Here is a 25990-nt window from a genome sequence, read left to right as displayed (position 1 = left end):
TCTTTTATGCGAAATTCTATCAAACGGGACCGGTCATGACATTACAGACCTATTTTGACGACAAGGAAACCCAGGCCCCCGATGCCCGCGAAGGCCGTTTGCTGGCATCCTTGCCGGGTTTGATTGCCCATGCCCGCGACAAAACCACCGGGTTTGGCGCCATTTTGCAGGGGGTCGCCAGTGGCAGTGTGACCAACCGGCAGGAACTGGCGAAGTTACCCGTCACGCGCAAATCGGACCTGATTGCGATGCAGGCGGAAAAACGGCCCTTTGCCGGTTTAAACGCAACCCCGCTTGGCGCACTGGGCCGCATTTTTCAAAGTCCGGGGCCGATTTACGACCCCGAAGGCAAGGGCGATGACTGGTGGCGTATGGGCCGTGCCTTTTTTGCCGCCGGGTTTCGCCCCGGTGACGTTATTCATAACTGCATGTCGTATCATTTAACGCCGGGTGGTTTCATTTTTGACAGCGGGGCGCGGGCGTGCGGCTGTGCGGTGGTGCCCGCTGGTGTCGGCCAAACCGAAATTCAGGTTAAGGCGATTGCCGATATTCGCCCGACGGGCTATGCCGGAACGCCATCGTTTTTGAAAATCCTGCTTGAAAAAGCCGATGAAACCGGGGCCGATGTTTCATCGATCAGCCGCGCGCTGGTATCGGGCGAGGCTTTGCCCGAAAAACTGCGCGCCTGGTTTGGCGAACGCGGCATTGCCATGTTGCAATGTTATGCCAGTGCCGATCTGGGCCTGATTGCCTATGAAAGTGACGCCTGCGACGGCATGATTGTGGCCGAAGACATTATTGTTGAAATTGTGCGCCCCGGTACGGGCACCCCCGTTGCCGACGGCGACGTGGGCGAGGTTCTGGTCACCAGCCTGAACTTGGATTATCCGCTGATACGGTTTGCCACTGGCGACCTTTCGGCAATTTTGCCCGGACAAAGCCCGTGTGGCCGCACCAATCAGCGCATCAAGGGCTGGATGGGCCGTGCCGATCAGACCACCAAGGTTAAAGGCATGTTTGTTCACCCGCAGCAAGTGGCCGAAGTGGTGCGCCGCCACCCCGAAATTGCCAAGGCGCGGCTGGTTGTTTCGCGGGTCAACGATAACGATGTGATGACGCTGGCCTGTGAAACCGATGCCGCCGACTTTAACGCCGATGCGGTGGGCGGCACCCTTCAAGACGTGTGCAAATTGCGGGGGGTGGTTGAACCGGCAACCTTGGGCAGCCTGCCCAATGACGGTAAGGTGATCGACGATCAACGCGACTATAATTGAAATATAACTGCTTTATGTGAACAAGTTCGGTAACGGCATTTTGTGGTGACCGGACTTTCATTCCCGCTCGGGAATAAACTGGCTGTGCGATTTACCTCGCGCAGCCTTTTTTTCGCAGTGTCAAATTGGGCATAACGGCCTTGCGCCGTGTGAGAAAATGCGATTTGTTAAGAAAATACAGCATGTAATATCTTGTTATATGGTGCCACAGGCAAGCCCATGGCGACCTTGTGGGAATACCTGCCATCGCCTTTCGCCACCACACCGTCATACAATCATATCACGCCACCTCACACGATTTCCCGAGCCAAGGAGCGCCCCGCATGAAAGACAAAACCGTTTGTGTCTGCCCGCCCGATGTTTCGCATGAAGGTTTTGCCAGCCTGGCAACGCCGGTTTACCGCGCATCAACCATTGCCTTTCCCAATGCGGCGGCTTTTGCCAACCGGGCGGATCGCGGGCCGAACGGCTATGTTTACGGGCTGCATGGCACACCGACCAGCCGCACGCTTGAGGCGGCGATTTCTGCCCTTGAAGGGGCGGCGCATACCATGCTGCAACCCTCGGGTCAGGCGGCGATTTCGCTGGTTTTTTTAGCGGTGCTAAAGCCGGGCGATACGGTTTTGATCCCTGATTGCGCCTATCCGCCGGTCAGTTCGCTGTGTAATGGTTATTTGGCAGAACGCGGTATTGCGCACCGGGTATATGACCCGCTGATTGGTGCCGACATTGCCGGTTTGATCGATGACAGTGTCAAAATGGTGTGGGTTGAAAGCCCCGGTTCGGCGACAATGGAAGTGCAGGATTTACCCGCCATTGCCACGGCTGCCCACGAGCGGGGTGTGCTGGTGGGCATCGATAACACCTGGGCCAGCCCGCTGCATTTCAAACCGCTGGCCTATGGGGCGGACATTGTGGTGGAAGCCCTGACCAAATATTTTGGCGGCCATTCCGATTTGCTGATGGGGTCGGTCTCGGTGAATGACGATGCGCTTTATGACCGGTTGAAATCGACCATGAGCATGCTGGGCATTGGCGTGTCGCCCGATGATTGTTCGCTGGTGTTACGTGGTATGGAAACCATGGCGGTGCGCCTGAAACATGGCAGCGACCTTGCGCTGGATTTTGCAAAGCGGATGGCCGAAATCATTGATCCGCGCCTGGTATTGCACCCGGCCTTGCCGACCCATCCGCAACACGAGATGTGGAAACGCGATTTTGCCGGGGCCAGTGCGTTGTTTAGCATCATGATCCCGTCGGAAATGGCGGGCGCGCTTGATGGCCTGATTGATCAGGCGAAAACCTTTTCCATCGGTGCATCGTGGGGCGGCACGCACAGCCTGATGGTGCCGATGGCAATTGGCCCAATGCGCCAGTTTGATGGCAATGCACCGAGCGGCCTTGTCCTGCGCCTGTCGATCGGCATGGAAGACCCGGATGATTTGTGGGCCGATCTCGCCCCGATCATGGATGCCATTGCGCAGCATCAACCGGCCTGATCCAACCTGAACCCGCACCGCCAGCACCACCGCCCTGCCAATGGTTCGCCATAGGCAGGGCGGGCGATATGTGTATGATTATAAAATCATTTTAAAAAGGGGAGCAGGGTGCGGGGCACAAAAACCATTGAAGTCAGTCTGATCACGCTTTGCCAGCTTTTGGCATTGTCATTGTGGTTTTCGGCGACGGCGGTATTGCCGCAATTACGTAGCGAGTTTCATTTAGGCGCGCTGCAATCGTCGTTGTTTACCAGTTCGGTGGTGACGGGGTTTATTGTGGGCACCCTGATCAGCGCGTTTTTAGGGCTGGCCGACCGGCTGGACCCGCGCCGCTTTTTTGCCCTGTGTGCGCTGGTGGCGGGTATTGCCAATATTCTGATTTTAAAAGTGCCGGTGGACGGGGTGGTGGTTATTTTGCTGCGCCTGCTAACCGGCATGTGCATGGCCGGGATTTATCCGATTGGCATGAAAATGGTGGCGACCTGGGCGCGGGGGGATACCGGGTTTCTGGTGGGGCTGCTGGTTGGTGCGCTGACATTGGGGTCGGCATTGCCGCATTTGTTTTCGGTCGCCTTGCCGCTGGACTGGCGCTGGGTGATTGTGGCGGCAAGCTGTTCGGCGTGGCTGGCCGCGTTTGGCGTGATGTTTGTCAAGCTGGGCGGCATACCGGGCCGATCCCCCCGGTTTGATCCGCGTATGGTGGGGCATATCATTGCCAATAAACCGCTGCGCTATGCCGGTTATGGCTATTTCGGTCATATGTGGGAATTATATGCTATGTGGGGGTGGACGGGGCTGTTTTTGTTTCGCACCTATCAGGAGCGCGGCATTGCCGATGCACAGGACTGGGCGGCGTTAACGACCTTTGCCATTGTGGGCATCGGGGCGCTGGGCAGTTTGCTGGGCGGGATTTTGGCTGATCGCTGGGGGCGGACGACCATTGCCATGGGTGCCTTGAGCATGAGCGGGATCTGTGCTCTTTTGACCGGCGCATTGGCCGGGGCACCGATGGCGGTTTTGGTGATTGTCTGTTTGATTTGGGGGATTTCGGTTGTGGCGGATTCCGCGCAGTTTTCATCTAGCGTGATCGAACTTGCCGAACCTGCCCATATCGGAACGGCCCTGACATTGCAAAATGCGGTGGGGTTTTTAATCGCCCTGGTGTCGATCCATCTGGTGCCTGTGGTGGTTGATGCGTTTGGCTGGTGGGCCGCTTTTGCCATGCTGGCCATCGGACCTGTGATGGGGGTTATAGCCATGGCGCGGTTACGTGGTATGCCAGAGGCGGTTAAACTGGCACAAGGACGACGTTAACCATTATTTTGCATGGGAAAAATGCAAAAAAATATTGCCAGAAAACCAAAATCGGCGCTTTTTCGTGGGTGATCAGGATCACTTGACCCGATGCGCAATAAAAATGCCCGGGCGGGGTTTTCTTGACCATAAACAGGACAAACATTAGGTTCTGCCAGAATTTTCTTGCTGCGCGCGCGGGGGCGTTGCGTCATCTTCCAAAAATAAGGGTCTTTCATGAGTCTTACCCTCATTGTTTTGCTTCCCTTTCTTGGCGCGCTGCTGCCTGCCATTTTGATCAGGGCCGGACGAAATACCTGCACAGTGGCGACCGGTTCGGTCACGCTGCTGGCACTGATTCTTTTGGCATCGCTGGCACCTGCGGTGATGGCCGGAGAGGTTATTCATGTCCGTTATGAATGGCTGCCAGCCTTGGGCCTGAATGTGAATTTCTTCCTCGACGGGTTGGGGTTGCTGTTTGCAACGCTGATTTTGGGGATCGGGTTTTTAATCATTATCTATGCCCGCTTCTATCTGTCGAAGAATGATCCGATGGGCCGGTTTTATGTGTTCCTGCTGTTGTTTCAGGGCGCGATGGTCGGCATCGTCACATCCGATAACATTTTGCTGTTGCTGATTTTCTGGGAATTAACGTCGTTAAGCTCGTTCCTGCTGATCGGCTATTGGAAACATCTGCCCGAAGGTCGTCAGGGCGCGCGTATGGCGCTGACCGTGACCGGGGCCGGTGGCCTTTCGATGATTGCCGGGATGCTGATTTTGGGCAATATCGTTGGGTCCTATGACATCAGCGTGATTTTGCAGCATGGCGACATGATCAAATCATCGCCGCTTTATGCGCTGGCAACGGTTCTGATCTTGCTGGGCTGCCTGACCAAATCGGCACAGTTTCCGTTTCATTTCTGGTTGCCCCACGCCATGGCGGCCCCCACCCCGGTTTCGGCCTATCTGCATTCGGCAACCATGGTGAAGGCGGGCCTGTTTTTGATGGCGCGTTTGTGGCCGGTGCTGTCGGGCACGAATGAATGGTTTTATATCGTTGCCACATCGGGCCTGATCACGATGGTGATGGGGGCATGGATTGCAATGTTCAAGGATGATCTGAAAGGGCTTTTGGCCTATTCAACCGTCAGTCACCTTGGCCTTGTCACCATGCTGTTTGGTTTTGGTACCCCGCTTGCGGCGGTGGCCGGTGTGTTTCACATTATCAACCATGCCACCTTCAAGGCGGCCCTGTTTATGATAGCGGGCATTATCGACCATGAAGCGGGCACCCGCAGCATTCGCCGCCTTGGCGGTCTTGCATCCTTAATGCCGATTGCTGCAACCATTGGCGTGATTGCCGCAGCCTCGATGGGGGGAACCCCGCCCTTTAACGGGTTCCTGTCCAAGGAAATGATGCTGGATCAATCGTTGCATATGGCGTGGTTGGGGCAGGACTGGGTGTTCCCGGTTCTGGTAACAGTCGGGGCGCTGTTTTCCGTGGCCTATTCGTTTCGTTTTATTGTGCATGTGTTTTTCGGCCCCAAACAGCCTGAATATCCGCATCACCCGCATGACCCGGGGATTGGCCTGTGGGGGCCGCCCGCATTTTTAACCGTGCTGGTGGTGTTGATTGGTCTGTTCCCGGCGGCAATGGCGGGGCCGCTGGTGGAAGTCACATCGCGGGCCGTTATTGGCGGGGCCTTGCCGGAATTTCATTTGACCCTGTGGCATGGCTTTAATACGCCGCTGATGCTGAGTGCGATTGCCATCATTGGCGGGTTGCTGGTGCTGTGGCGTCATCCGGGCTTGATGAATGCCACCAAAAACCTGTCGCGGCCCGAAGCCAAGGCGATGTTTGACTGCTTTATTCAAAAACTGGTCGCACTGGCGCGCTTTGTCACCGACCTGTTTCACAGCGGATCGTTGCAGTTTTATCTGGCGATGATGGTTGTGGCGGCAATTGCCATTGGTTTTGCCGGTTTTTATACCCATGACGGCTATGTTGCCGGAACGCGCGACTTGTTGCCGGTCAGTGTGCCGGTGGTGATTGGCTGGGCGTTGTTGATGCTGACCTGTGCGGCATCCGTGATCCTGCATTACAACCGTTTGCTGGTGTTGCTGTTTGTCGGTGTGATCGGCCTGATTGTGTCGCTGGGCTTTATTTACCTTTCCGCACCTGATTTGGCCTTGACCCAGATTTCGGTTGAAGTTGTGACCGTGATTTTGATGTTGCTGGCGTTGAATATCCTGCCCAGGGAAACCCCGCGTGAAAGCACGTCGGGGCGCCGTTTTCGCGATATTCTGATTGCGGTGGTGGCCGGTTTGGGTATGGGCGGTGCCGTGTGGGCGGTCATGACCCGCGATGGTGTGACTATTGCCGATTATTACCTGCAAAATTCGTTGCTTAAAGGCGGCGGGCATAACGTTGTGAACGTTATTCTGGTCGACTTCCGTGGCTATGATACGTTTGGTGAAATCACGGTGCTAGGCATTGCAGCCCTGACGATTTTTGCCCTGGTTGAAAGTGTTGCCACCGGCAAGGCTGCGGCAAGACTGGCAAGCTGGGTCAAGGATCATCGTGAATCGGCTGAACGCCACCCGTTGATGATGGTGATTGCCACCCGTGTGATGCTGCCATTGTCGTTGATGGTGGGGGTTTATATCTTCCTGCGCGGGCATAACGAACCGGGCGGTGGTTTTATTGCCGGGCTGGTCGTGTCGATTGCCCTGATCATGCAATATATGGCGTCGGGCTTTGGCTGGACCCAGAACCGGATGCGGGCCAATTACCATGCCATGATCGCCATGGGGGTGATTGCCGCAGCAATTACCGGCATGGGGGCATGGGTCGCGGGCTATCCGTTCCTGACCAGTACCTTTGGTCATTTCCATATTCCGTTTATTGGCGACATCGAACTGGCCAGTGCCATGGGCTTTGACCTGGGTGTGTTCCTGACGGTGGTTGGGGCGGTGATGCTGGCACTGGCGAAACTCTCGCAGGTGGAACGCATGGCCGAACATAGCGATATTAATATCGAACCGATGGATCACGATCCTTCATCGGGGCGTCCCCTGACGTCGCCACAGCGAAACGAGGTCTGATATTATGGAGTTTCTGGTTGCAAGCAGTATCGGCCTTTTGACGGCATGTGGTGTTTACATGCTGTTGCGCGGAAGGACTTTTCCCGTCGTGATCGGATTATCGTTATTGTCCTATGCGGTGAACGTGTTTTTGTTCGCCATGGGGCGGTTGCAGGTTGATTTACCGCCGATCATTCGCGACACCGCCACAGGCTATACCGACCCTATCCCGCAGGCGCTGGTTTTAACGGCAATTGTGATTTCGTTTGGCATGACAGCCCTGATCGTGGTGCTGGCCCTGCGAACCTATCTTGAGATCGGCAATGACCATGTTGATGGACTTTCCGGTGGCCCCTCTGATTCCGGAGAAACGAAATAATGGGTAACTGGATGATCGTTCCCGTCTTGCTGCCTGCGATTATGGCGGCATTGACTGTTCTGGCGGTCCGCCATGATCTGGTTTTGCAGCGGGTGTTTTCGGCAGCAACCGTGCTGGCTTTGCTGGCCGTGTCGGTGGCTTTGGTGTTTCATGCCGCCCATACCGGCCCGGAAATGTATTCGCTGGGCAATTGGCCAACACCGTTTGGCATTGTGCTGGTTTTAGACCGTCTGTCGGCGATGATGGTGTTGCTGACATCCATTCTGGCTGCCATCGTGTGGTTTTATTCTTCGCGCGAATGGGATAAACGCGGCAAGCATTTTCATGCCCTGTTCCAGTTTCAGCTGATGGGCATTAATGGTGCGTTTCTGACCGGCGACTTCTTTAACCTGTTTGTGTTTTTTGAAGTTCTGCTGATCGCATCCTATGGCCTGATGTTGCATGGCGCGGGCGAAAACCGGTTGAAAGCCGGGCTGCAATATATTGTTGTCAACCTGACCGGTTCCAGCCTGTTCCTGATTGGCGTTGGCCTGATTTACGCGGTGACCGGCACGCTCAACATGGCCGATCTGGCCCTGAAAGTGCCGTTGGTCCCCGATAGCGACCTGGCCTTGCTCAAGGCGGGCGCATTGATCCTGTTTTTGGTATTTTGCATCAAGGCCGCCATGGTGCCGATGCATTTTTGGCTGCCTGGCACCTATGCCAATGCACCGGCCCCGGTTGCCGCCTTGTTTGCGATTATGACCAAGGTTGGCGCCTATTCGATTTTGCGGCTTTATTCGTTGGCATTTGGCGGGTCGGCGGGCGATTTATCGTGGTTGGTGGCCCCCTATTTGCTGCCTGCTGCGATTGTGACGCTGGTGGTTGGCATGGTCGGCGTGCTTGCGGCAAAGCAGCTTAACCGCATGGTGGCCTTTGCCGTGGTGGGATCGATGGGGACCATGATGATTTCGGTTTCCCTGTTTACCCCTGATTCCGTGGCTGCGGGTCTGTATTACATGCTGCATTCCACCTTTGCCGGTGCGGCGATGTTTCTGGTCGCCGATCTGATTATTTCGCGTCGTGGTCAGTATGGTGGTGCGCTCAATGCCGCCCCCGATATTCGCCAAAGCGGCTTGATCGCGGTGATGTTTTTTATGGCCGCGATTGCCATGGCAAGTATGCCGCCTTTGTCCGGTTTTCTGGGAAAACTGCAAATCCTGTCAGCCGCGCGTGAGTCGCAATATGCGGTGTGGATCTGGACGGTTATCCTTGGCACATCGTTTCTTAATATCGTTGGTTTTGGTCGGGCAGGCAGTGTGCTGTTCTGGAAAAGTTCAGCGATTGAAGGTGAAATTCAAACGGCATCGGACCAGGCATTTCCCAAACAGACCCTTGTCGCAGCGGGCATGATGCTGTCGATGCTGGTGGCATTGACCGTGTTTGCCGGGCCGATTACGGGGTATTTGCACGACACCAGCGTCGAACTGTTTGATACCACCGACTATATCCGTGCGGTAATGGGGGCGAATACCCCCGTTGCCGAAATGACCACCGTTGCGCCGTTTGCGCAATAAGCAGCAGAAAGGACAGTGATGATGTTGAAACGTTATCTTCCCCACCCGCTGCTCAGCGTGGCCCTGATTGTGATCTGGGTGATGTTGGCCAACCAGATTTCGGTCGGTACGGTGGTGTTTGCCGTTATTCTGGCCGTGATCATTCCGCTGATCAGCCAGAGCTTTTGGCCAGGGCGCCCCAAGGTTGGCAATTTGTGGGCGATTTTCGAATATGGCCTGATCGTGCTGTGGGATATTCTGGTTGCCAATGTGGTGGTGGCGGGCCTGGTTTTGTTTCGCAAGGCCGACAGCCTGGAACCCGCCAGTGTCACCGTGCCGCTGGATTTAACCTCGCCCGAGGCGATTACCGCGCTGGCCGGAACGATTACCATGACGCCAGGCACGGTGACGATCGATCTGTCGCGCGATGCGCGGTCGCTTTTGGTGCATTGCCTGCATGCGCCAGACCCGCAAGCTGTGGTTGACGATATCAAATCGCGCTACGAACGCCGCTTGAAGGAGATTTTCGAATGATTGAATATGCCCTGAATTTTGCGTTTGTCTGCGCCGGTTTGTCGTTGCTGATCAATTTGTGGCGTTTGTCATTCGGGCCGACCATTGCCGACCGGATTTTGGCGGTCGACACCATGGCGATTAACGGCATTGCCCTGTTGGTGCTTTATGGCATTGGCCGGGCCACATCGATGTATTTTGAAGCCGCCTTGCTGTTTGCGATGGTTGGTTTTGTGTCGACCGTGGCCTATTGCAAGTTCGTCCTGCGCGGCGACATCATCGAATAGGAATGGATGTGATGGAATTTATTGCTGAACTTGTCATTTCTGTTCTGATTGTGATTGGCGGGCTGTTTACCCTGGTCGGGTCGTTCGGGCTGGTGAAATTGCCCCATTTGCTGATGCGGCTTCATGCGCCAACCAAGGCCACCACAGTGGGGGTTGGGGCGATCCTGATTGCATCGATGCTGTTTTTCTGGATCGAACGGGGTACCTTCACCATTCATGAATTGCTGATCACGATCTTTTTGTTTCTAACAGCACCGATTACCGCCAATCTGATCGGCAAGGCTTATTTGTTGCGCCATGTCGACCCGCACGACGAATTGCCCCATACCGGCGAAATCGAAGGCTGGGCGACATTTGACTCGCGCAATCCCGAAGAACACCCCAAAGACCCCGGCAAATTGCCGCAGGACGAAGCCCGCAAATCAGACTGAGCGATACCAGATATTTGCGCGCACGATGGGTATGATCAACACCGGTTCCGGCAGCGGGGCCGGTGTTTTTGTTGATTATACGGGGGAACGGGTTGATATGCGATTTGGGGTTTGCCAGAATTTGAACCGTTTCCGACCCTGAAAATGGTAAAATGCACCATCAGCAAAAAAAGGGGGAGCTTTCAGTGTCTATTATCAGCCACATCACTTTGGGGACGAATGATAAGGATCGCTCGGCACAATTTTATGATGCCGTCTTGGGCGCGATTGGTTTTTCGAGGTTGCCCAAACCCGCCGGGAAACCTTTGGCCTATGAACGCGATGGCATGATGCCGACAATTTACATTTACACCCCGGAAGATGGCCGCCCGGCGACATGGGGCAATGGAACACATGTTGCCTTTGTTGCAGATACGCAGGCTCAGGTTCGTCTGTTTCACGAACTGGCGCTGAAGTTTGGCGGCAAGACGGAAGGCGAGCCGGGGCCACGGCCCCATTATGGTCCGGATTATTATGCGGCCTATGTTCGCGATCCGGATGGCAACAAATTGCAGGCAGTTTGCTATGCGTCAGGTTGATCGATAGGGAACCGGGGCTTTTTATCCGGACCTGGGATTTAAACGGGATGTAATGAACCCGTTTTGATGCGGTATTTAAAATGATACGACAATGCAGATGAGGCGTGCGAGCAGTGATCAGGTTGGCGCGGACAGGCAAGGCAGGTAGTTACGGGACATGCCCGATTTTACGATAGAAGACCAGTATAAGGGCATTGTAGCGGGTATAGACGAGGTGGGGCGAGGCCCGCTGGCCGGGCCGGTGGTTGCGGCTGCGGTCGTGTTACCGCGTTCTGACGTGACGTTAGACGTGCTTTATGACCAGTTAAATGATTCGAAAAAGCTGTCGGCCAAAAAACGCGAGATGCTGGCGGCAATGATCTTTGAGTGCGCCAGTGTTGGCATCGGGGCGGCATCGGTACGCGAGATTGACCAGATCAACATTTTGCAGGCGACCTATGTCGCCATGCGCCGGGCGGTGGCACATTTGCCAAACTGCCCCGATCAGGCGCTGGTAGACGGCAATCGGGACCCCGGCCTTTTGTGCCCTGTGCAAACCGTGGTCAAGGGCGATAGCAAATCGCTGTCGATTGCGGCGGCATCGATTGTTGCCAAAGTGGTGCGCGACCGCGCCATGGCGCGCCTTGCGGTGCGTTATCCGCATTTTGGCTGGGAAGGCAATGCGGGCTATGGGGTGAAAAAGCATATGGCGGGGCTGAATTTGGCCGGGCCGACGGTGCATCATCGCCGCAGTTTCAAACCGGTTGCGCTGTTGTTTGCCGCCCTTGAGCAGGGATGATCAGGGATAGGTTTCGTCATTTTGATGACGCAGAGGCTGAGGCAGGCGGGGTTTCATGCAGGCGGCGGGTTTCAAATTCGCGCAGCAAGGCGACAAAGGCCCGCAAGCCTGCCGATACATGTTTACGGCTGGGATAATAAAATGTCAGCCGGGAAAATGTTGGTGCCCAGTCGGTTAGCACCCTTATCAGGGTGCCGTTGGCAAGGTCGTCGCGCACGGCCCACAGGGGCAAATTGGCAATGCCGATACCGGCGCGGCAGGCATCAAGCAGCAAATTGACCTCGTCGAGAATTAAATTGCCCGGCACGTCGATGCTGCTGGCGGTGCCGTTATGGTCAAATTCCCAGCGATAGATGGCACCACTGGCAAGGCGTGATTTGATGCAGTGATGATGGAGCAGGTCGTCCGGGGTTCGCGGCAGCGCATGATCGGCAAAATAGGACGGGGCCGATACCACAGCAAATTCCAGCGGCGGGCCTGCGGGCACGGCGATCATATCGCGCGGGACATCATCGGCATGGCGCAGGCCGCCATCAAATCCGTCATTAACGATGTCAATAAATTTGCCTTCGGTGACGATATCGACCGTCATGTCGGGATAGCGTTTTAAATATTCGAGGATAATCGGGTTAAAAACCTGCCGGGCGGCACCGGCATAGGCATTGATGCGCAATGTGCCTGCTGGTGTGTTGCGGTGGCTGTTGATATTTTCAACCGCATGATGAATGCGTGAAACGGCCGGGGATATCTGTTCGACAAACTGGGCACCGGCTTCGGTCAGTGAAACACTGCGCGTGGTGCGGTTAAACAGGCGCACATCCAGTCTTTGTTCCAGCCCGGCGATGGCGTTGCTCAGTGCGGAGGGGGACATTCCCAGTTCATGCGCGGCCGCCCGGAAGTTTGCCCGGCGCGCAACGGCCAGCACGGCTTCAAGTTCGGTCAGCCCGGATTTATGCATTGTTTCGGTTTCCGTGATATTTTATTGAGGTTTGTCCCGCTTATCTAAACATAACCTGTCGACTATCTTTGTCATAGTGCGAAACGCCAATCATCAATCGCCGATGGTTTTTATACAGGATAGTGACATGCATCTGATCGATAAAATTTATATCAATGGCCGCTTTGTAACCCCGCAAGGGCACGACATGTTTGACTTGCACAACCCGGCATCGGGCGAGGTAATCGGGCAGGTGCGGCTGGGCAATGAAAGCGATGCCGACGCCGCCATTGCCGCCGCCAAAGCGGCGTTTCCGGCATTTTCACAAACATCGAAAAAGCAACGTCAGGAAATGTTGCGTCAGCTTCATGATGTTGTTGTTGATTGCGAGGAAGAATTACTTGCCGCTGTGGTAGAGGAATATGGCGGGCCGGTGGGCGTGATGAGCCAGTGGATGGCGATGGCAGCAAATAATTTTACCGCCATGGCCGAAGCCCTGGAAGATTACCAGTTTGTCCGACCGGTGAAATCGGCCACGGTGGTCATGACCCCGATCGGGGTCGTGGGGGCGATTATTCCGTGGAACAGCAATTCGGGCTTTATCACCAACAAGCTGGCAACGGCGATTGCGGCGGGCTGTACCACAGTGATCAAACCCAGCGAAATGAGTGCGCTTCAAACCGATATTTTAGCCCGTGCCCTGCACAAGGCCGGTTTGCCTGACGGGGTGTTAAACATTGTTAACGGGCGCGGCGATGTGGTGGGGGAGCATATGAGCCGCCATCGTGACATCGCCAAAATTTCGTTCACCGGGTCTACCGTCGTGGGCAAACGTATTTTGCGCAACAGTGCCGAGAGCATGAAACGCGTGACACTGGAACTGGGGGGGAAATCGCCCACGGTTATTCTCGATGATGCCAATCTTGCCGAGACGATGCCAATCGCGATTGCGGCAGGTTTTATGAATAGCGGCCAAGCCTGTATTGCCGGAACACGTATTTTGGTACCCGCCCACATGATGAAGCAGGCCGAAGCCGCCGCTATTGACGCGATAAACACTGTGGTGGTGGACCAGCCGGGCAACCCGAAAAGCCAGCTTGGCCCGTTGGTCAGCCAAACCCAGTATGACCGGGTTCAGGGCTATATCGCCAAGGGAATCGCGGAAGGTGCGACCCTTTTGACCGGTGGCTTGGGGCATCCTGCCGGGTTGGGGGGCTATTTTGTGCGGCCAACCCTGTTTGGCGATGTGACCAATGATATGACCATTGCGCGCGAGGAAATTTTTGGCCCGGTTTTGTGCCTGATTGCCTATGACAGTGACGAAGATGCCATCGCCATTGCCAACGATACCGATTACGGTCTGCAGGCCTGTGTGTTTTCGGGAAATGACGCACGGGCACGCACGGTTGCAGATCGTATTGATGCCGGGCGGGTGTTGATTAACGGGTTGTTTCATGAACCCCAGGCGCCGTTTGGCGGGTTTAAGCAGTCCGGTCTGGGGCGCGAATTTGGTGTGTTTGGTTTGGAAACGCATCTGGAGGCAAAGGCAATCCATGCGCGCCCATGATTAGGGTCAAGCGTGCATTTGGGGTTCCGCAGATTTGGTTAAAACCGGTGCTGTGCAAATACTGAAAATTTGCGGCTGCATGTCAGGGGCGATATTATGGCTGGTGCGTAAATTGCGCCCGGACCAGATCGGTATCGCCGGTTTTACCGTCCGACAGATCGCGGCGTGAAATTGTGGCATAGCCATCGGCCTGGCGGATTTCAACCTTGTCTCGCAAGCGGCATTCGGCGCGAAACTGAATGTCGAGGCTGGCGGGTTGAAAATCGGCAGTGCGATTGGGGCCACTGGCGGCCAAAACCCATTGCATCAGGCGTACATTATTGACGTGACCATAGACATCAAGGTCCGATGCCCGGGCGGTAATGTGGTCTGCCACCGTCATATTGGCCGGGGGTGGGGGCGTGCGCGGGGCAAGATCGATTAATTTCGGGCCGGGCGGGTCGGGCAGGCGGGCGATAAGCCAGTCGGGCCAGTGCACGGCACGGCGGGCCTGCAAATCAAACAGGGACCAGAAATTTTGCGCGACAGCGCAGACGGTGCCGCTGTCGTCGATCAGGCGAAAATCGCGGCTGGCCATGCGATGGGCAAAACCCGACGGCCATGTTTCAAGGGTAATGGTTTCGCCGTTGGCCGGATAATGCCGCACGATAATGGCCATGCGCGCCAATACCCACGCGACACCCCGATCTACGGTATCGTCATAGGCCAGGGCCAGTCGTTTGGCCCCCCAACCTGCCGCATCCTGCATATAGTCGGCCAGGGCTGGCAGGGTCGCCAAACCGTTTTGGCCGATTTCAGAATAGCGCACACGATATTGCCCGCGCCAGCCACAATTATCGGGCAGGGGGGCGGTGGCAATTTTGGTCCAGTCAGGATCGAACATGGGTCTTTCCTGTTTTATGAAGCATGCAAGCAGGATGGGAACCGTAACATTATGCTGACGATAGGCCGGTAAAACAGATGGTGCAATTGTCGTTTGTCACAGATGTTGAACGTTTTTCCCAAAGCTGATTAGGGATGAGGTTCTTTAACCGGAACCACAAGGCTGCGGGTTCCGGTGTTGGTATATTTTCAGGACGGTGAAACTGGGTAAGTGTTGATATCGTCCGGTCTGGAATTTTTACCCCTTACCAATTATCCAGGGGGCGTGGATTGGTGAGGTCGCCATAAAAAAGCGAGGGTAATGCCTTTGCCAGATAGGTGAATTCTGAATGGCAATGCCTCATAAGGCCGAGCCCTATTTCGTCGGCAATATGGTGTCCGCTTGTTGATGTATCCAAACCGAGAATGAACCGGCTTCGGAGGATGAGACCGTCCGAAGTGTCTCTCGCTACATGCATCATGCGGCCACTGATCGGGGCTCCCTGATTATCGAGAACGACGTTATCTCCGAAACCGATGGCCGCGAAGATCGCGGCAGAGACGTGCCCCTCGTTCACTGCCGTGCCGAGCAGTTTTTCGCCAAAATATTGGTAGGGATCAAGAAATTTGATGGTTGCCGAGACTGGCGGGATATCTCCCAGAGCTTCTGCTGCGCGTACCGTTGCCCCGATGTAGCGCTGTCCCTTTACCCAATTTTGATCCCAGCCAAAATGGCGCTTGTGGTCAAGTGGATGCCACCATAGCAGGTGCTCCTCGGTTTCGAAATACTTGAACCACCAGTCCAGCATTGTTCCCTTGCAGCCAGCCATGAAGGTTCTGCAAGCGACAATAATCGCGCCGGACGCTGTGCGCTCGATCCCCATTTCCAGGCGAAGGGGGGCGGGGGCGATGAGATCGTGGGGAATTGCCGAGTTGATTTCAGTTTTCATTATGTCACCTATTTAAGAAACGGTTATCGTTTCTTTATTAAGGCTGTTATACCCGAACCTGTTTCCGGTCAAGGAGTGAATAAGAGTGGAAAAGCGCCAGCGCGGGCGTCCGGCACAGGACAGAACCGCTCTAAAGGAGAGAGTACTAACGGTTGCTACCGAGATTCTTATCGAGGGAGACTTCTCCAGGTTCAGTATTGATGCGGTGGCGAAATCGGGTGGCATTGCGAAGAAGACGATCTACAGTTTCGTCGCGAACCGGGACGAACTCGTTGGTGAGATTGTTTCGTCTTGGACATCGCGTCTGTCAGAAGAGGGATACGAAACGCTTTGGCCTGCGACGTCCGAACAGTGGAATTTGCCCCTCAAAGCACTTTTGTTTCGCATTTACCGAACTGCCTTGTCGAAAGAGGCAATTTCACTGTTTCGCATGATCACGTCCGATCGTGATACACGTGCGCAATTGGCCGCGACCTATAACCGCAACGGCGTAGAGAAGGCCGTCTTGACGCTGTCAAAACTTCTGATGTCGTATGTATCTGTTGAAATGGCAGCGAAACCGGATGTTGAAGCTATTTCGCGTGCGATGCTGGCATGGTTGGTCGGAGAGCCTCTGCGACGGGCAGCCCTTGGTCTTGAAATGCCATATGATCTTTCTGACGCTGAAGTTAAAAAGCGCGTTGCCGCGTGTGTTGCTTTGTACGAGCCGGTTTTGGTTTCGTCTTTAAGGCTGGATTTAGCGCGTATTTGATATCTGCCGGGTGCCCAAGGGGGGAGCGGCAGGGTCTGCAATATCGTGTGCTATTTTGAAAGGGAAGCCGGTTAACGTAAACAAGCTGAACATTAGGCACCTGGACTGCAAGCTTGAGAGATGCTTTTGTTAGTCGATAGGGCTTTTTCGCATTTTTTTGGTATCTCCGCGTTTCTTTTTGGTGTCGATGCGGCGGCGTTTCGAGGCCAGGGTCGGGCGGGTTTTGACGCGGAATTTCGGGCGTTCGGCGGCCTTGCGCAACATGGCGACAAGGCGTTCGATGGCATCTTGTTTGTTGCGTTCCTGGGTTCGGAAACGCTGGGCTTCAATGATCAGTTCGTTGTGGGTGGTCACCCGGCTGCCGCCAATTTCCTTTAGCCGGTCGCGCACGCGCATTGGCAGTTCGTGCAGATCATCAATCCGCAGTCGCATCTGAACTGCACTGGCAACCTTGTTGACATTCTGCCCGCCCGGACCCGATGACCGGATAAACTGAAACTCCAGATGGCGTTCGTCAAAATACAGGCCGCTACCAATATCAATCATTGTTCTCGTTCCGGCGGTGATTGGCTTTTTTTGTTGAAAATAATTATCGATTGCAAATGGGCAATTGAAGTTTCCCTATTGGCTGACTACATTGTATGAAATTGCATTCGTCAATGCTGCGACGCGCCTGATGGGAATAAAAACGTGCATCCTGGTCATATCTATCTTGTTTTCGGTTGGTTGGCAGTGGGTCTTGGCGTGATCGGCATCTTTTTGCCTTTGTTGCCGACGACCCCGTTCATTTTGCTGGCCGCGTGGCTGTTTGGCAAAGGGTCACCGCGCGCCCATGCCTGGCTTTATAATCATCCGCATCTGGGGCCGTCGTTGCGGCATTGGAATGAACATGGCGTGATCAGCCGTCGGGCCAAGATGATGGCGGCAAGTGCATTTGTCCTGATGATTGGGGCCTCGATCCTTTTTGTAAAAACGCCCTGGGTGATCATGGTGCAGGTGATGGTGGCCATCCCTGTGTGCCTGTTTATTTTTTCCCGTCCGTCGCAGGTTGTTGCCAAACAGCCTGAAAGTCCGCAACCATGACAGATCCCGGTTTTTATCGCGCTTAAACGACTTTTGACGTTTTTGGCCACAAGATGACAGGCGATTATGCTTCCTTGCGGCCCAGTTCATCGCGGCAGGTGTTTTCAAGCAGGTCCAGTTCATCAAGTGTGGCATCAATATCGTCGCGCTGTTTGACCAGCGTATCGCGGCGTTCCTCGATCTTGTTGATCAGGATCGTAAGCTGGGTGATTTCGCTGCGGTCTGTTTCATAAAGGTCCAACAGGTCGCGAATTTCCTTAAGCGCAAAACCCAGGCGTTTGCCGCGCATGATCAGGCGCAATCGTACCCGGTCGCGCTGGCCATAGATGCGGGTTTGCCCCACACGCTGTGGTGCAATCAATCCCTGGTCTTCGTAAAAACGAATGGTCCGGGTTGTCACATCAAATTCGCGGGCAAGTTCGGTAATAGAAAAACTGTCTGTCATGTAATTCTTTAAAGTTTACGCTTACGTAAACGAAAGCTACATGGTTTTTCCCATAATCACAATACACTGTGGTCTTTTGGCAGATCGACATGGAAGGTGCTGCCTTCATTTGGTGCGCTTTCAACATGGATATTGCCGCCGTGGCGTTCGACAATTTTTTTACTAAGCGCCAGACCAATGCCGGTACCGGCATATTCGCCATATCCGTGCAGGCGTTTAAAAATTTCAAAGATGCTGGCGTGATATTGCGGGTCGATGCCGATGCCATTGTCCGACACCGAAATGCGCCAGAAATTGTCAAATTCACGGGCGGATATACGCACTTCGGCATGTTCGGGATCGCTGTATTTTAACCCGTTTGACACCAGGTTTTGAAACAGTTGCAACAGTTGGCTGGGGTCGCCGATAACTTCGGGCAGGTCGGGCGCGCGCATGATGTTGCCCGCCGGGGCGGCGTCGGCCCTTTGCAGGTTGGCTTCGATCGCATCAAATAACCCCGCCAGCGATACGGGCTGAAAGGGCTTGCCGTGTCGTCCCACCCGCGACAGGGTCAGCAGGTCGTCGATCATGCGTTGCATACGCCGGGTGCCATCGACGGCATAGTGGATAAATTCATCGGCGGTATCGTCAAGTTTGCCCTTGTAACGCCGTGCCAAAAGCTGGGTATAGCTTGAGACCATGCGCAAAGGTTCCTGCAAGTCGTGCGAGGCGGCATAGGCAAACTGTTCAAGCTCGGCATTGGAGTTTTCAAGCTCCTGCATGGTATTTTGAATTTCAAGTTCATGGCGTTTGCGCTGTGAAATATCGCGCAGCGTGATGATGTAATGATAACGGCCATAGGCGGTGAAATGGCTGATCGCCACTTCGAGGGGAATGTTATAACCGCTGGCCGGGCAGGCAAGGATTTCGATAACACCGGTGCCAAGATCGGTCAGCAGGCGGTCGCTTGGCGGTTTGGGGGGCGGGTTGCTGCCGCTGTCGGGTAACAAAAACCGGATGATGTTTTTAATTTCCGGGTCGCCCTGCGGGCCACACAGTTCTTGTGCGCGCGCATTAAGGGGTTCGAGGGTGCCGTCTTCGGAGGCCACCAGAATGGCATCGATGGTGTTTTGTAAAATCGCCCTTGTGCGGTCTTCGCTGCGGCGGGTTTTTGTGACCAGTTCGGCCAGTTCAGCAGCCTGACGACGCAAAAGCAGGTCGCGCTGAACCGACAGGGTGACATCGCGCACTGTAATGGAACATAGCAGCGTGTTGCTGGTCGTGCGGACCGGCTGAATGCGGATGGATTGCTGCATTTGCGGGAATTTTTCGGTAAATTGCGGCAACGGACGCAATGGTAAAACCGCTTTGTTCAATGACGGCGAGATCATTGCCGGCATGCCCAGCGTCAGACAGTCCCGAATGCCATTTTGTAACCGCGTGGGAATGGCATGGCCAAAAACATCATCCAGGGTTTGCCCGATCACATTTGCGGCCTTGTGCCCCGATGCCTTTTCCATCCATTTGTTCCAGAACATGATGGTTTTGTCCTGGGCGATGGTGATGACGCCAATATCAGCGGTATCAAGCAGGGTCAGATACAGCTCCGCCCCCCAGTTTGCATGTGAAGGAACCGGGTCGGCTGTTTTGCCAGAGGCTTCCATTGTTTTATTTTTTGTCCGTGCTGAGCCCGCAGGAAAACCGGCCCCGGTGGCAGGGGCATTGGTGTCTTCGGGTGGGGTCTTGTCACCATGTTGCATGGTTTGGTGCTCCTTGCGGCCGGATGTGCCGGTGGCGCGGGGGCGTTTAATCAGCTTAAGGTATGTGCCAGATAACGCTGGACCATTTGTTTAAGGGTCTGGATCGAGTCAAGATCCATGACAAACAGAACATATCCGTCGATATCATCTTCACGCAGCATGAACTGAACATGAAGGATCAACAAGAAGGGCGCTGTTGTTTCGGCATCTTGCCTGCTGACCGGGTAAATGTCGGGCATCAGGTCCCGGCTTTGGCATTTGCGAAAGACGGGCATTGAACAGTTGATGGGGTGCCCCAGGACGTTCGAAATGCTGCCCAGGCAGGCATTGAGGATGATGTTGCCAACCTCCATCAGTGCTTCCTGTTCCAGGTCGCTGAGACTGTCGAGCGGGACATCAACCTTAAGCAACCGGCGCACCAGTTCGAGGCTGCGTTTTTCAGGAAACACCAGCAGGGCGTCGCCGTTAAACGGGCCATTGAAACTTTGGGTGACGGCCGAAACCACTTCGGTTGGGGCGGCGATCAGGTTGGCGTCTGAAAAGCGTTGGACAAAGCTGATGGAAGGAACGGTTAATTCCACCGACTGATCGACCATTTCAGAAAGTGAGGCCGCCGCGCGCCCGACACCGATATTGATCAGTTCGGTGATGGTATCGCGTTCAAGGTCGGATAAATCAATCATGTGATGATTCTTTGGCTGAAAAATAGGCGGTGATTTTTTCCTGTGTTGGCGGCTTGGCGATAAAGTCCATGCCCAGTGCTTCGGTTTTATTCTGGATATCTTGCTGAATATTTGCCGTCAGCAACGCAACGGTCGATTGCGGGTGTTGCTGGCGAATATCTGCGCCAAGTTCCAGCCCGTTTTTGCCCGGCATGTTAAAATCGATGATAAAATAGTCAAAGGACCGGGCATCGGCCCTGGTTTGGGCATCGATAGCGTCAACAGCTTCGTCAACTGTCCAGTCGGGAAAGCTGCTTTCGATAAAAGCCTTGACCAGCAGCCGGGCAAACTTGCTGTCATCAACCAGAAGGACGGAACGGGGATGCGACATAAAATCCTCAAATTGGTTCAGCATAATGCTGGTTGGTCAGAAGCTTTGTCAGACTGCTGCCAGTGAAAACGGTTTTGCGATTATAGGGCAGATCGTCATGCCTGTTCCAGTTGTTCCATCAATAACACGATTTCGGCAGGCGGGCGCGGCTCTGAAATCAGGAAACCCTGGATCTCGTCACAATCATGGGCCCGCAGGAATTCAAGCTGTTCTTTGGTTTCAACGCCTTCGGCAATCACGCGCAAGCCAAGATTGCGGCCCATGAGAATAATGGTGTTGGTGATGGCGGCATCGTCGGGGTCGGTTGTGATATCGCGGATAAATGACCGGTCGATCTTGATCGAATTGATCGGCAGGCGTTTGAGATAGGTTAGCGAAGAATACCCGGTGCCAAAATCGTCAATCGCGATCTGAACGCCCAAACGGCGGATTTCACTCAGGATGGCAACCGCCCTGTTCATGCCTTGCATCATCACGGTTTCGGTAATTTCCAGCTCCAGCCGCGATGCGGGAACGCCGGTTTCCTGAAGGATATTTGCAATCGTGTCGGTGATACGTCCTTCGATGAGCTGGCGGGGCGACAAATTGACTGCAATCACCACAGGCGGGAGTCCTTGGGCATCCCATTTAATAATTTGCGCGCAAACCTCGCGCAGAACCCATTCGCCGATCTTGCCGATCAGGCCGGTTTCCTCGGCAATGGGAATGAACTGCATCGGCGAAACAAATCCGCGTCCGGGCCGGTTCCAGCGCAGCAATGCTTCCATCCCGGACAGACGCCCGGTCGCAAGATGAATTTTGGGCTGATAATAGACTTCGAACTGTTCACGTTTTATGGCATCGCGCAGATCGTTTTCCATCGAAAGCCGGGCAACAGCACTTTCATTCATCATTTTGGTGAAGAAGTGATAGGTGCCGCCGCCGCGCGCCTTGGCGCTATACATGGCGGCATCGGCATTGCGCATCAGGGTGGCAAAGTCGTTGCCATCGGCCGGGCTTAAGGCAATGCCGATCGACGGCGAGACAAATAATTGCCGTCCCCGGATTTCAAAGGCAGGCGAAAAGGCGTTCAGCACCGTCTGGCCGAGATCGGCGGCTTCCTGGGTTTCGTTCAGGTGTGGAATAATGATCAGGAATTCGTCGCCGCCCAGCCGCCCCAGCGTGTCGCTGCGACGAATGATGCCGCGCAGGCGGTTCGCCACTTCTTTTAGCAACAGGTCGCCAAAATCGTGGCCAAGGCTGTCATTGACCAGCTTGAAACGATCCAGATCTATAAACAGCAGGGCGGTTGCCGTGAGGCGGGCAACGTCTTCGGGGGCGGTGATGATCTCACCTTGCTTGTCAAAATCGGTCAGGGCATCGCGCAGGTTCAGTTCCAGCATCGACCGGTTGGGAAGGTCGGTCAGCGAGTCGTGATTGGCCATATAGACCAGGCGTTCTTCATATCGCCGCTGGGCCGTTACATCGTGAAAGACCACGGTATAAAGCAGGCTGTCTTCATATTGCATCGGGCGGAAAACCGCCGCGACCCTGATTTTGTTGCCATCGGCGCACCGCAGAACCAGTTCGATGGACCGGTCCAGAACCGGGCGGAATGTATCGTCGTCTACGACGGTTTGTTTTAGGACCTGCGAGAGGTTGAGGCGGGATGCATCGACGATATAGTCATACAGGTTTCGTCCGACCAGTTCGGTGTTTTCGGGCAGACGCAGCAATTGCAGGCAGGCCGGATTGCATTGCAAGATACAACAGTCTTTATCCACGCTTAAAATGCCGTCGGCCACATTTTGCATGATACTGCGCAGGCGGCTTTCGCGTTCACGCAGTCCCTGTTCTGCTTCGCGCAGGCGCCACAGATTTTCATCTATTTCCATCAGCAGGCCGTTGGCCGACTGGGCCAGCAAACCCAGTTCATCGGCGGCATGATTGTCGGGAACATCGATTTTGGTGGTTGCCGGGCTGGCCGGGTCCACCTGCCGCATTGAATGTACCAGTCGCAAGAGCGGTTTGGTCAGGGCGATATAGAAAAATACCGTAAGGGCAATACCAAGCAGGAAATTGCGAACCAGCCCTGATGCCAGGATCAAGGCGGAACGGTTGATGAAACCCGCCGCGATCAGGCCGGTATCAACATCAATTTCCAGATATCCAACCAGATCGGCAGAGTCCCCGATCGTCAGGGGAATTTCATAATGCTGATTGTCGCCAAACATCCAGGTGGTCAGCCAGCGCAGGTTGGAGCTTGATTGCTGGCGATGCTGTCTGGCAAGGATATTGCCAAAATCGTCGCGCAGGCGGGCCCGATATATCGGTTCGTATTCAAACAGGCCTGATACCACCCGTTCGGCCAGGGTTTCGTCAAGACCATAGGCCGCCTGGGTCGCAGATTCCCGCACTGTCGCGAGAACCTGATTTACGGTCCGATCAATCTGGTGGCGTTCTCCGTGCAGGTCCCAGAGAATCTGGAGTGCACTGAAACCAACGCCAATCAGCAAAGTTATGATAACAGCGGCTCGCGCCTGTTTGAAAGACAGGCGATTCTGCCACCGAAGCCCCGCGTTTATCAGGCCAGCCTCCGCTATCCACGCCCTAAAAGATGGTTCTGCGGCCATTCAATGATGCAAACAGTATGTTAAGGGCAGCAGAATTGCAATTGTTGCAAGGCTCTATCGCCACCGGTTCGGGAAATATATTTTATAAGGGCGTGTTGGATTTTGACAATAATTACAAAATGATGTCGGAAATTGATTGATATTTGGTGCGTTGCAACACCGTCAAATACTACTGCAAAAAGTAGTGTTTTAATGCAGTTGCACACAGCACCCCTGCGTGATAACCAATGGCCGAGAGAGAAAGTAGGCCGACGGTGGGCGCAGCCGCCACAGGCCCCGCAACCTGTACGGAGTTACACCATGACCTATGTGGTGACAGAAAACTGCATCAAGTGTAAGTATCAGGACTGCGTCGAGGTTTGCCCCGTCGATTGCTTCTATGAAGGTGAAAACTTTTTGGTTATTCATCCTGATGAATGCATTGATTGCGGTGTCTGCGAACCCGAATGTCCTGCTGAAGCGATTATTCCAGATACTGAACCGAATTTGGATAACTGGCTGGAAATTAACCGCAAGTTTGCTGAAGTCTGGCCGAATATTACCCGTAAGGGTGATGCACCGGCAGATGCCGCCGAATGGGATGGCAAACCTGGCAAGGCCGATCTGTTGTCCGAGGCCCCTGGCTCCGGTGATTGATTGATATTGTTGACCTTCGCGGTGCGACAAACCTTTAAAACAGCGCAGAAATTATTTCTGCGCATGGCAGCATTGAACCGGCCGCACAGAAAAGTTCTGTGATCGGCCGGTCAGTTGTGTTATGGTTGGTCTTCGCGTTGAGGGCTCGGCAGGCTCTATTCCGCACTGTCGGATTTCCGTTTTATTACCTGTCTGTTACCGCGACTACGCCAAAAGCATGGTCGTACGGTGCCCTTCGCGTCGTTGGGACCAAGGTGTTTTAAATGACCAGGCTCTTGTGGGCCGGAAGGAAGCTTTGATGTCGGATAAGTTGCCCTTTACTGTTGGCGATTTTGTTGTCTACCCTGCGCATGGTGTTGGCTGTGTTGATGGCCTTGAAACCCAGGCAATTGCAGGTCAGGAACTGCGCCTTTATGTGATTTCTTTTGACTCCAGCCGTATGACACTTCGCGTGCCGGTCAACAAGGTGGGTAACTCTGGTCTGCGCAAGCTGTCCTCTAAAAAGCAGATGGATTCAGCCCTGATCACGCTTAAGGGCCGCGCGCGCGTTAAACGCACCATGTGGTCGCGTCGCGCCCAGGAATACGAAGCAAAAATCAATTCGGGTGACCCTGTTTCAATTGCCGAAGTCGTGCGCGATTTGCACCGTTCTGCGACCCAGCCCGAACAATCTTTTTCCGAACGCCAGATTTACGAAGCCGCCTTCGAGCGCCTGGTAGATGAACTGGCCGCGATCGAAAAAATCGACAAGGACAAGGCATCGGGGCGGCTGGAAAAGCTGTTGCAAAAAGCTGCCTGATCCGCAATTGCGGTTATATCATCAGATACACTTTCTTAAAGCCGGTCCGGGTATTATTCTTGGGCCGGTTTTTTCATCAGGAGCATGTCATGGCGCAAGCAGCAGCCGTTCTGGCGTCGTTAAAGCCTGCCGATCATATTTGGGTCGTCGGGGCCATTAATGGCGATATCGGGGCATTGCAGGCAGTGCACGCCAAGCTGGCACGCAAAATTCGTGCGGGTGACCGGCTGGTTTATACCGGCAATTACTGGGGCGATGGCCCGGGTGAAAATGTGGTTGCCGCCGTTAATGAAGTTTTGCTGTTCCGCCGGTTTTTCATCGCCCAGGATGGCGTTGATCTGGCCGATATCGTTTTTCTGCGCGGTGCCGCCGAAGAAATGCTGACCAAATTGCAGCAATTGCAGTTTGCCCCCAATCCTGGCGAAGTTTTTGAATGGATGTTGTCACGCGGGGCGGCGGGCATTGTCCGGGCTTATGGCTTTAACCCGGCCACGGTGCAGGCAACCATGCGCCAGGGCGCACATTTGATTGCGCAATGGACCGGGCATCTTAGCGATGCTTTACGCCGTCATGACGGCCACGGGGCATTGATGGCGGACCTTAAACATGCCGCTTACGTCAATGACGGCTCGCTGATTTTTGTTCATGCCGGGCTGGATTCCTCGCGCGCCTTAACCGCGCAAACCGATACTTTCTGGTGGGGGGCGTCGATGTTCGAGGCGATTACCGAACGTTATTATGACTGCACCCGCATTATTCGCGGCGCATCGAACAATAAGCCGGGCATTTCCGAACGCGAATATACCTTGTCCCTTGATGGGGGTGCGGGGCGCGGCGGCAAGCTGGTGGCGGCCGCCATTGGCAGCAATGGCCAGATTGTTGATCGTATTGAAAGTTAAGCCAGCA

General features: G+C 54.6%; 27 protein-coding genes. 17 read left to right on the top strand and 10 right to left on the bottom strand.

Annotated features, from left to right (window positions below):
- Positions 1 to 35: 35 nt before the first annotated feature.
- The 3 genes from AAC086_RS06655 (at position 36) to AAC086_RS06645 (ending at position 4087) form a co-directional block, all read left to right on the top strand.
- Positions 36 to 1274 carry an AMP-binding protein gene (locus tag AAC086_RS06655; protein WP_339776802.1) on the top strand — a complete coding sequence of 413 codons (1239 nt, stop codon included), beginning with the start codon at positions 36 to 38 and terminating at the stop codon, positions 1272 to 1274.
- A 323-nt stretch (positions 1275 to 1597) separates the two neighbouring features.
- Positions 1598 to 2773: an aminotransferase class I/II-fold pyridoxal phosphate-dependent enzyme gene (locus AAC086_RS06650; protein WP_339776800.1), complete on the top strand. Its 1176-nt coding sequence runs from the start codon at positions 1598 to 1600 to the stop codon at positions 2771 to 2773.
- Positions 2774 to 2881: 108 nt separating this feature from the next.
- On the top strand, positions 2882 to 4087 hold the full coding sequence (locus AAC086_RS06645) for an MFS transporter (protein WP_339776798.1): 1206 nt from the start codon (positions 2882 to 2884) through the stop codon (positions 4085 to 4087).
- On the opposite strand, the gene AAC086_RS06640 is transcribed toward AAC086_RS06645, so the two are convergent.
- Complete coding sequence (locus tag AAC086_RS06640) at positions 4084 to 4305, bottom strand: hypothetical protein (RefSeq protein ID WP_339776797.1); 222 nt, start codon at positions 4303 to 4305, stop codon at positions 4084 to 4086. The two genes, AAC086_RS06645 and AAC086_RS06640, sit on opposite strands and share 4 nt — an antisense overlap.
- Here AAC086_RS06640 and AAC086_RS06635 point away from each other — a divergent pair.
- From AAC086_RS06635 to AAC086_RS06600, 8 genes are all read left to right on the top strand, one after another.
- Positions 4304 to 7171, top strand: coding sequence for a monovalent cation/H+ antiporter subunit A (locus AAC086_RS06635; RefSeq protein WP_339776795.1), 2868 nt, complete (start codon positions 4304 to 4306; stop codon positions 7169 to 7171). The two genes, AAC086_RS06640 and AAC086_RS06635, sit on opposite strands and share 2 nt — an antisense overlap.
- 4 nt (positions 7172 to 7175) lie before the next feature.
- Complete coding sequence (locus tag AAC086_RS06630) at positions 7176 to 7529, top strand: Na+/H+ antiporter subunit C (protein ID WP_339776793.1); 354 nt, start codon at positions 7176 to 7178, stop codon at positions 7527 to 7529.
- Positions 7529 to 9085 carry a monovalent cation/H+ antiporter subunit D gene (locus AAC086_RS06625; protein WP_339776792.1) on the top strand — a complete coding sequence of 519 codons (1557 nt, stop codon included), beginning with the start codon at positions 7529 to 7531 and terminating at the stop codon, positions 9083 to 9085. Before AAC086_RS06630 ends, AAC086_RS06625 begins: the two co-directional genes overlap by 1 nt.
- Before the next feature lie 18 nt (positions 9086 to 9103).
- Complete coding sequence (locus AAC086_RS06620; protein WP_339776790.1) at positions 9104 to 9598, top strand: Na+/H+ antiporter subunit E; 495 nt, start codon at positions 9104 to 9106, stop codon at positions 9596 to 9598.
- Complete coding sequence (locus tag AAC086_RS06615) at positions 9595 to 9864, top strand: K+/H+ antiporter subunit F (protein WP_339776788.1); 270 nt, start codon at positions 9595 to 9597, stop codon at positions 9862 to 9864. Before AAC086_RS06620 ends, AAC086_RS06615 begins: the two co-directional genes overlap by 4 nt.
- 11 nt (positions 9865 to 9875) lie before the next feature.
- Positions 9876 to 10295 carry a Na+/H+ antiporter subunit G gene (locus tag AAC086_RS06610; RefSeq protein ID WP_339776785.1) on the top strand — a complete coding sequence of 140 codons (420 nt, stop codon included), beginning with the start codon at positions 9876 to 9878 and terminating at the stop codon, positions 10293 to 10295.
- Between the two features lie 185 nt (positions 10296 to 10480).
- Complete coding sequence (locus AAC086_RS06605) at positions 10481 to 10873, top strand: VOC family protein (RefSeq protein WP_339776783.1); 393 nt, start codon at positions 10481 to 10483, stop codon at positions 10871 to 10873.
- 157 nt (positions 10874 to 11030) lie between these two features.
- Positions 11031 to 11651: a ribonuclease HII gene (locus tag AAC086_RS06600; protein WP_339776781.1), complete on the top strand. Its 621-nt coding sequence runs from the start codon at positions 11031 to 11033 to the stop codon at positions 11649 to 11651.
- Between the two features lie 16 nt (positions 11652 to 11667).
- On the opposite strand, the gene AAC086_RS06595 is transcribed toward AAC086_RS06600, so the two are convergent.
- Complete coding sequence (locus AAC086_RS06595; protein WP_339776779.1) at positions 11668 to 12609, bottom strand: LysR family transcriptional regulator; 942 nt, start codon at positions 12607 to 12609, stop codon at positions 11668 to 11670.
- Between the two features lie 127 nt (positions 12610 to 12736).
- Here AAC086_RS06595 and AAC086_RS06590 point away from each other — a divergent pair, with 127 nt between their 5' ends.
- On the top strand, positions 12737 to 14155 hold the full coding sequence (locus tag AAC086_RS06590) for an aldehyde dehydrogenase family protein (protein ID WP_339776776.1): 1419 nt from the start codon (positions 12737 to 12739) through the stop codon (positions 14153 to 14155).
- A 94-nt stretch (positions 14156 to 14249) separates the two neighbouring features.
- Here AAC086_RS06590 and AAC086_RS06585 read toward each other — a convergent pair whose 3' ends face one another.
- Together AAC086_RS06585 and AAC086_RS06580 are read right to left on the bottom strand one after the other, a co-directional pair.
- Positions 14250 to 15038, bottom strand: coding sequence for an acyl-ACP thioesterase domain-containing protein (locus AAC086_RS06585; protein WP_339776773.1), 789 nt, complete (start codon positions 15036 to 15038; stop codon positions 14250 to 14252).
- Positions 15039 to 15282: 244 nt separating this feature from the next.
- Entirely contained in the window at positions 15283 to 15966 is a 684-nt protein-coding gene (locus AAC086_RS06580; RefSeq protein ID WP_339776771.1) for a hydrolase, read from the bottom strand.
- 85 nt (positions 15967 to 16051) lie between these two features.
- On the opposite strand from AAC086_RS06580, the gene AAC086_RS06575 reads away from it, so the two are divergent.
- A complete protein-coding gene (locus AAC086_RS06575; protein ID WP_339776768.1) occupies positions 16052 to 16717 on the top strand; it encodes a TetR/AcrR family transcriptional regulator C-terminal domain-containing protein in 666 nt (221 codons plus the stop codon).
- A 129-nt stretch (positions 16718 to 16846) separates the two neighbouring features.
- Here the strand turns inward: AAC086_RS06575 and arfB are convergent, their stop codons facing one another.
- A complete protein-coding gene (arfB, locus tag AAC086_RS06570; protein WP_339776766.1) occupies positions 16847 to 17263 on the bottom strand; it encodes an alternative ribosome rescue aminoacyl-tRNA hydrolase ArfB in 417 nt (138 codons plus the stop codon).
- A 144-nt stretch (positions 17264 to 17407) separates the two neighbouring features.
- Here arfB and AAC086_RS06565 point away from each other — a divergent pair, with 144 nt between their 5' ends.
- Positions 17408 to 17800, top strand: coding sequence for a YbaN family protein (locus tag AAC086_RS06565; RefSeq protein WP_339776763.1), 393 nt, complete (start codon positions 17408 to 17410; stop codon positions 17798 to 17800).
- A 64-nt stretch (positions 17801 to 17864) separates the two neighbouring features.
- On the opposite strand, the gene AAC086_RS06560 is transcribed toward AAC086_RS06565, so the two are convergent.
- The 5 genes from AAC086_RS06560 to AAC086_RS06540 all read right to left on the bottom strand — a co-directional run bounded on the left by AAC086_RS06560 (position 17865) and on the right by AAC086_RS06540 (position 23433).
- The gene (locus AAC086_RS06560; RefSeq protein WP_339776760.1) at positions 17865 to 18245 is read right to left on the bottom strand and encodes a MerR family DNA-binding transcriptional regulator; all 381 of its coding nucleotides are present in this window, start codon (positions 18243 to 18245) and stop codon (positions 17865 to 17867) included.
- Between the two features lie 56 nt (positions 18246 to 18301).
- The gene (locus AAC086_RS06555) at positions 18302 to 19984 is read right to left on the bottom strand and encodes an ATP-binding protein (protein WP_339776758.1); all 1683 of its coding nucleotides are present in this window, start codon (positions 19982 to 19984) and stop codon (positions 18302 to 18304) included.
- A 50-nt stretch (positions 19985 to 20034) separates the two neighbouring features.
- Positions 20035 to 20667, bottom strand: coding sequence for a chemotaxis protein CheC (locus AAC086_RS06550; RefSeq protein ID WP_339776756.1), 633 nt, complete (start codon positions 20665 to 20667; stop codon positions 20035 to 20037).
- A complete protein-coding gene (locus AAC086_RS06545) occupies positions 20660 to 21037 on the bottom strand; it encodes a response regulator (protein ID WP_339776754.1) in 378 nt (125 codons plus the stop codon). Before AAC086_RS06545 ends, AAC086_RS06550 begins: the two co-directional genes overlap by 8 nt.
- Positions 21038 to 21132: 95 nt before the next feature.
- Positions 21133 to 23433: an EAL domain-containing protein gene (locus tag AAC086_RS06540; protein ID WP_339776751.1), complete on the bottom strand. Its 2301-nt coding sequence runs from the start codon at positions 23431 to 23433 to the stop codon at positions 21133 to 21135.
- Positions 23434 to 23949: 516 nt separating this feature from the next.
- On the opposite strand from AAC086_RS06540, the gene fdxA reads away from it, so the two are divergent.
- The 3 genes from fdxA (at position 23950) to AAC086_RS06525 (ending at position 25983) form a co-directional block, all read left to right on the top strand.
- Entirely contained in the window at positions 23950 to 24285 is a 336-nt protein-coding gene (gene fdxA / locus AAC086_RS06535; RefSeq protein WP_339776748.1) for a ferredoxin FdxA, read from the top strand.
- A gap of 298 nt (positions 24286 to 24583) precedes the next feature.
- Positions 24584 to 25084 (top strand): CarD family transcriptional regulator, encoded by a 501-nt coding sequence (locus tag AAC086_RS06530; protein WP_339776746.1) that lies wholly within the window; start codon positions 24584 to 24586, stop codon positions 25082 to 25084.
- A gap of 89 nt (positions 25085 to 25173) precedes the next feature.
- Positions 25174 to 25983 (top strand): hypothetical protein, encoded by an 810-nt coding sequence (locus tag AAC086_RS06525; RefSeq protein WP_339776743.1) that lies wholly within the window; start codon positions 25174 to 25176, stop codon positions 25981 to 25983.
- Positions 25984 to 25990: the final 7 nt, after the last annotated feature.

The organism is uncultured Thalassospira sp. (assembly GCF_963976115.1).
Taxonomy (GTDB): domain Bacteria; phylum Pseudomonadota; class Alphaproteobacteria; order Rhodospirillales; family Thalassospiraceae; genus Thalassospira.
This window is presented reverse-complemented; position numbering and strand designations above follow the sequence as displayed.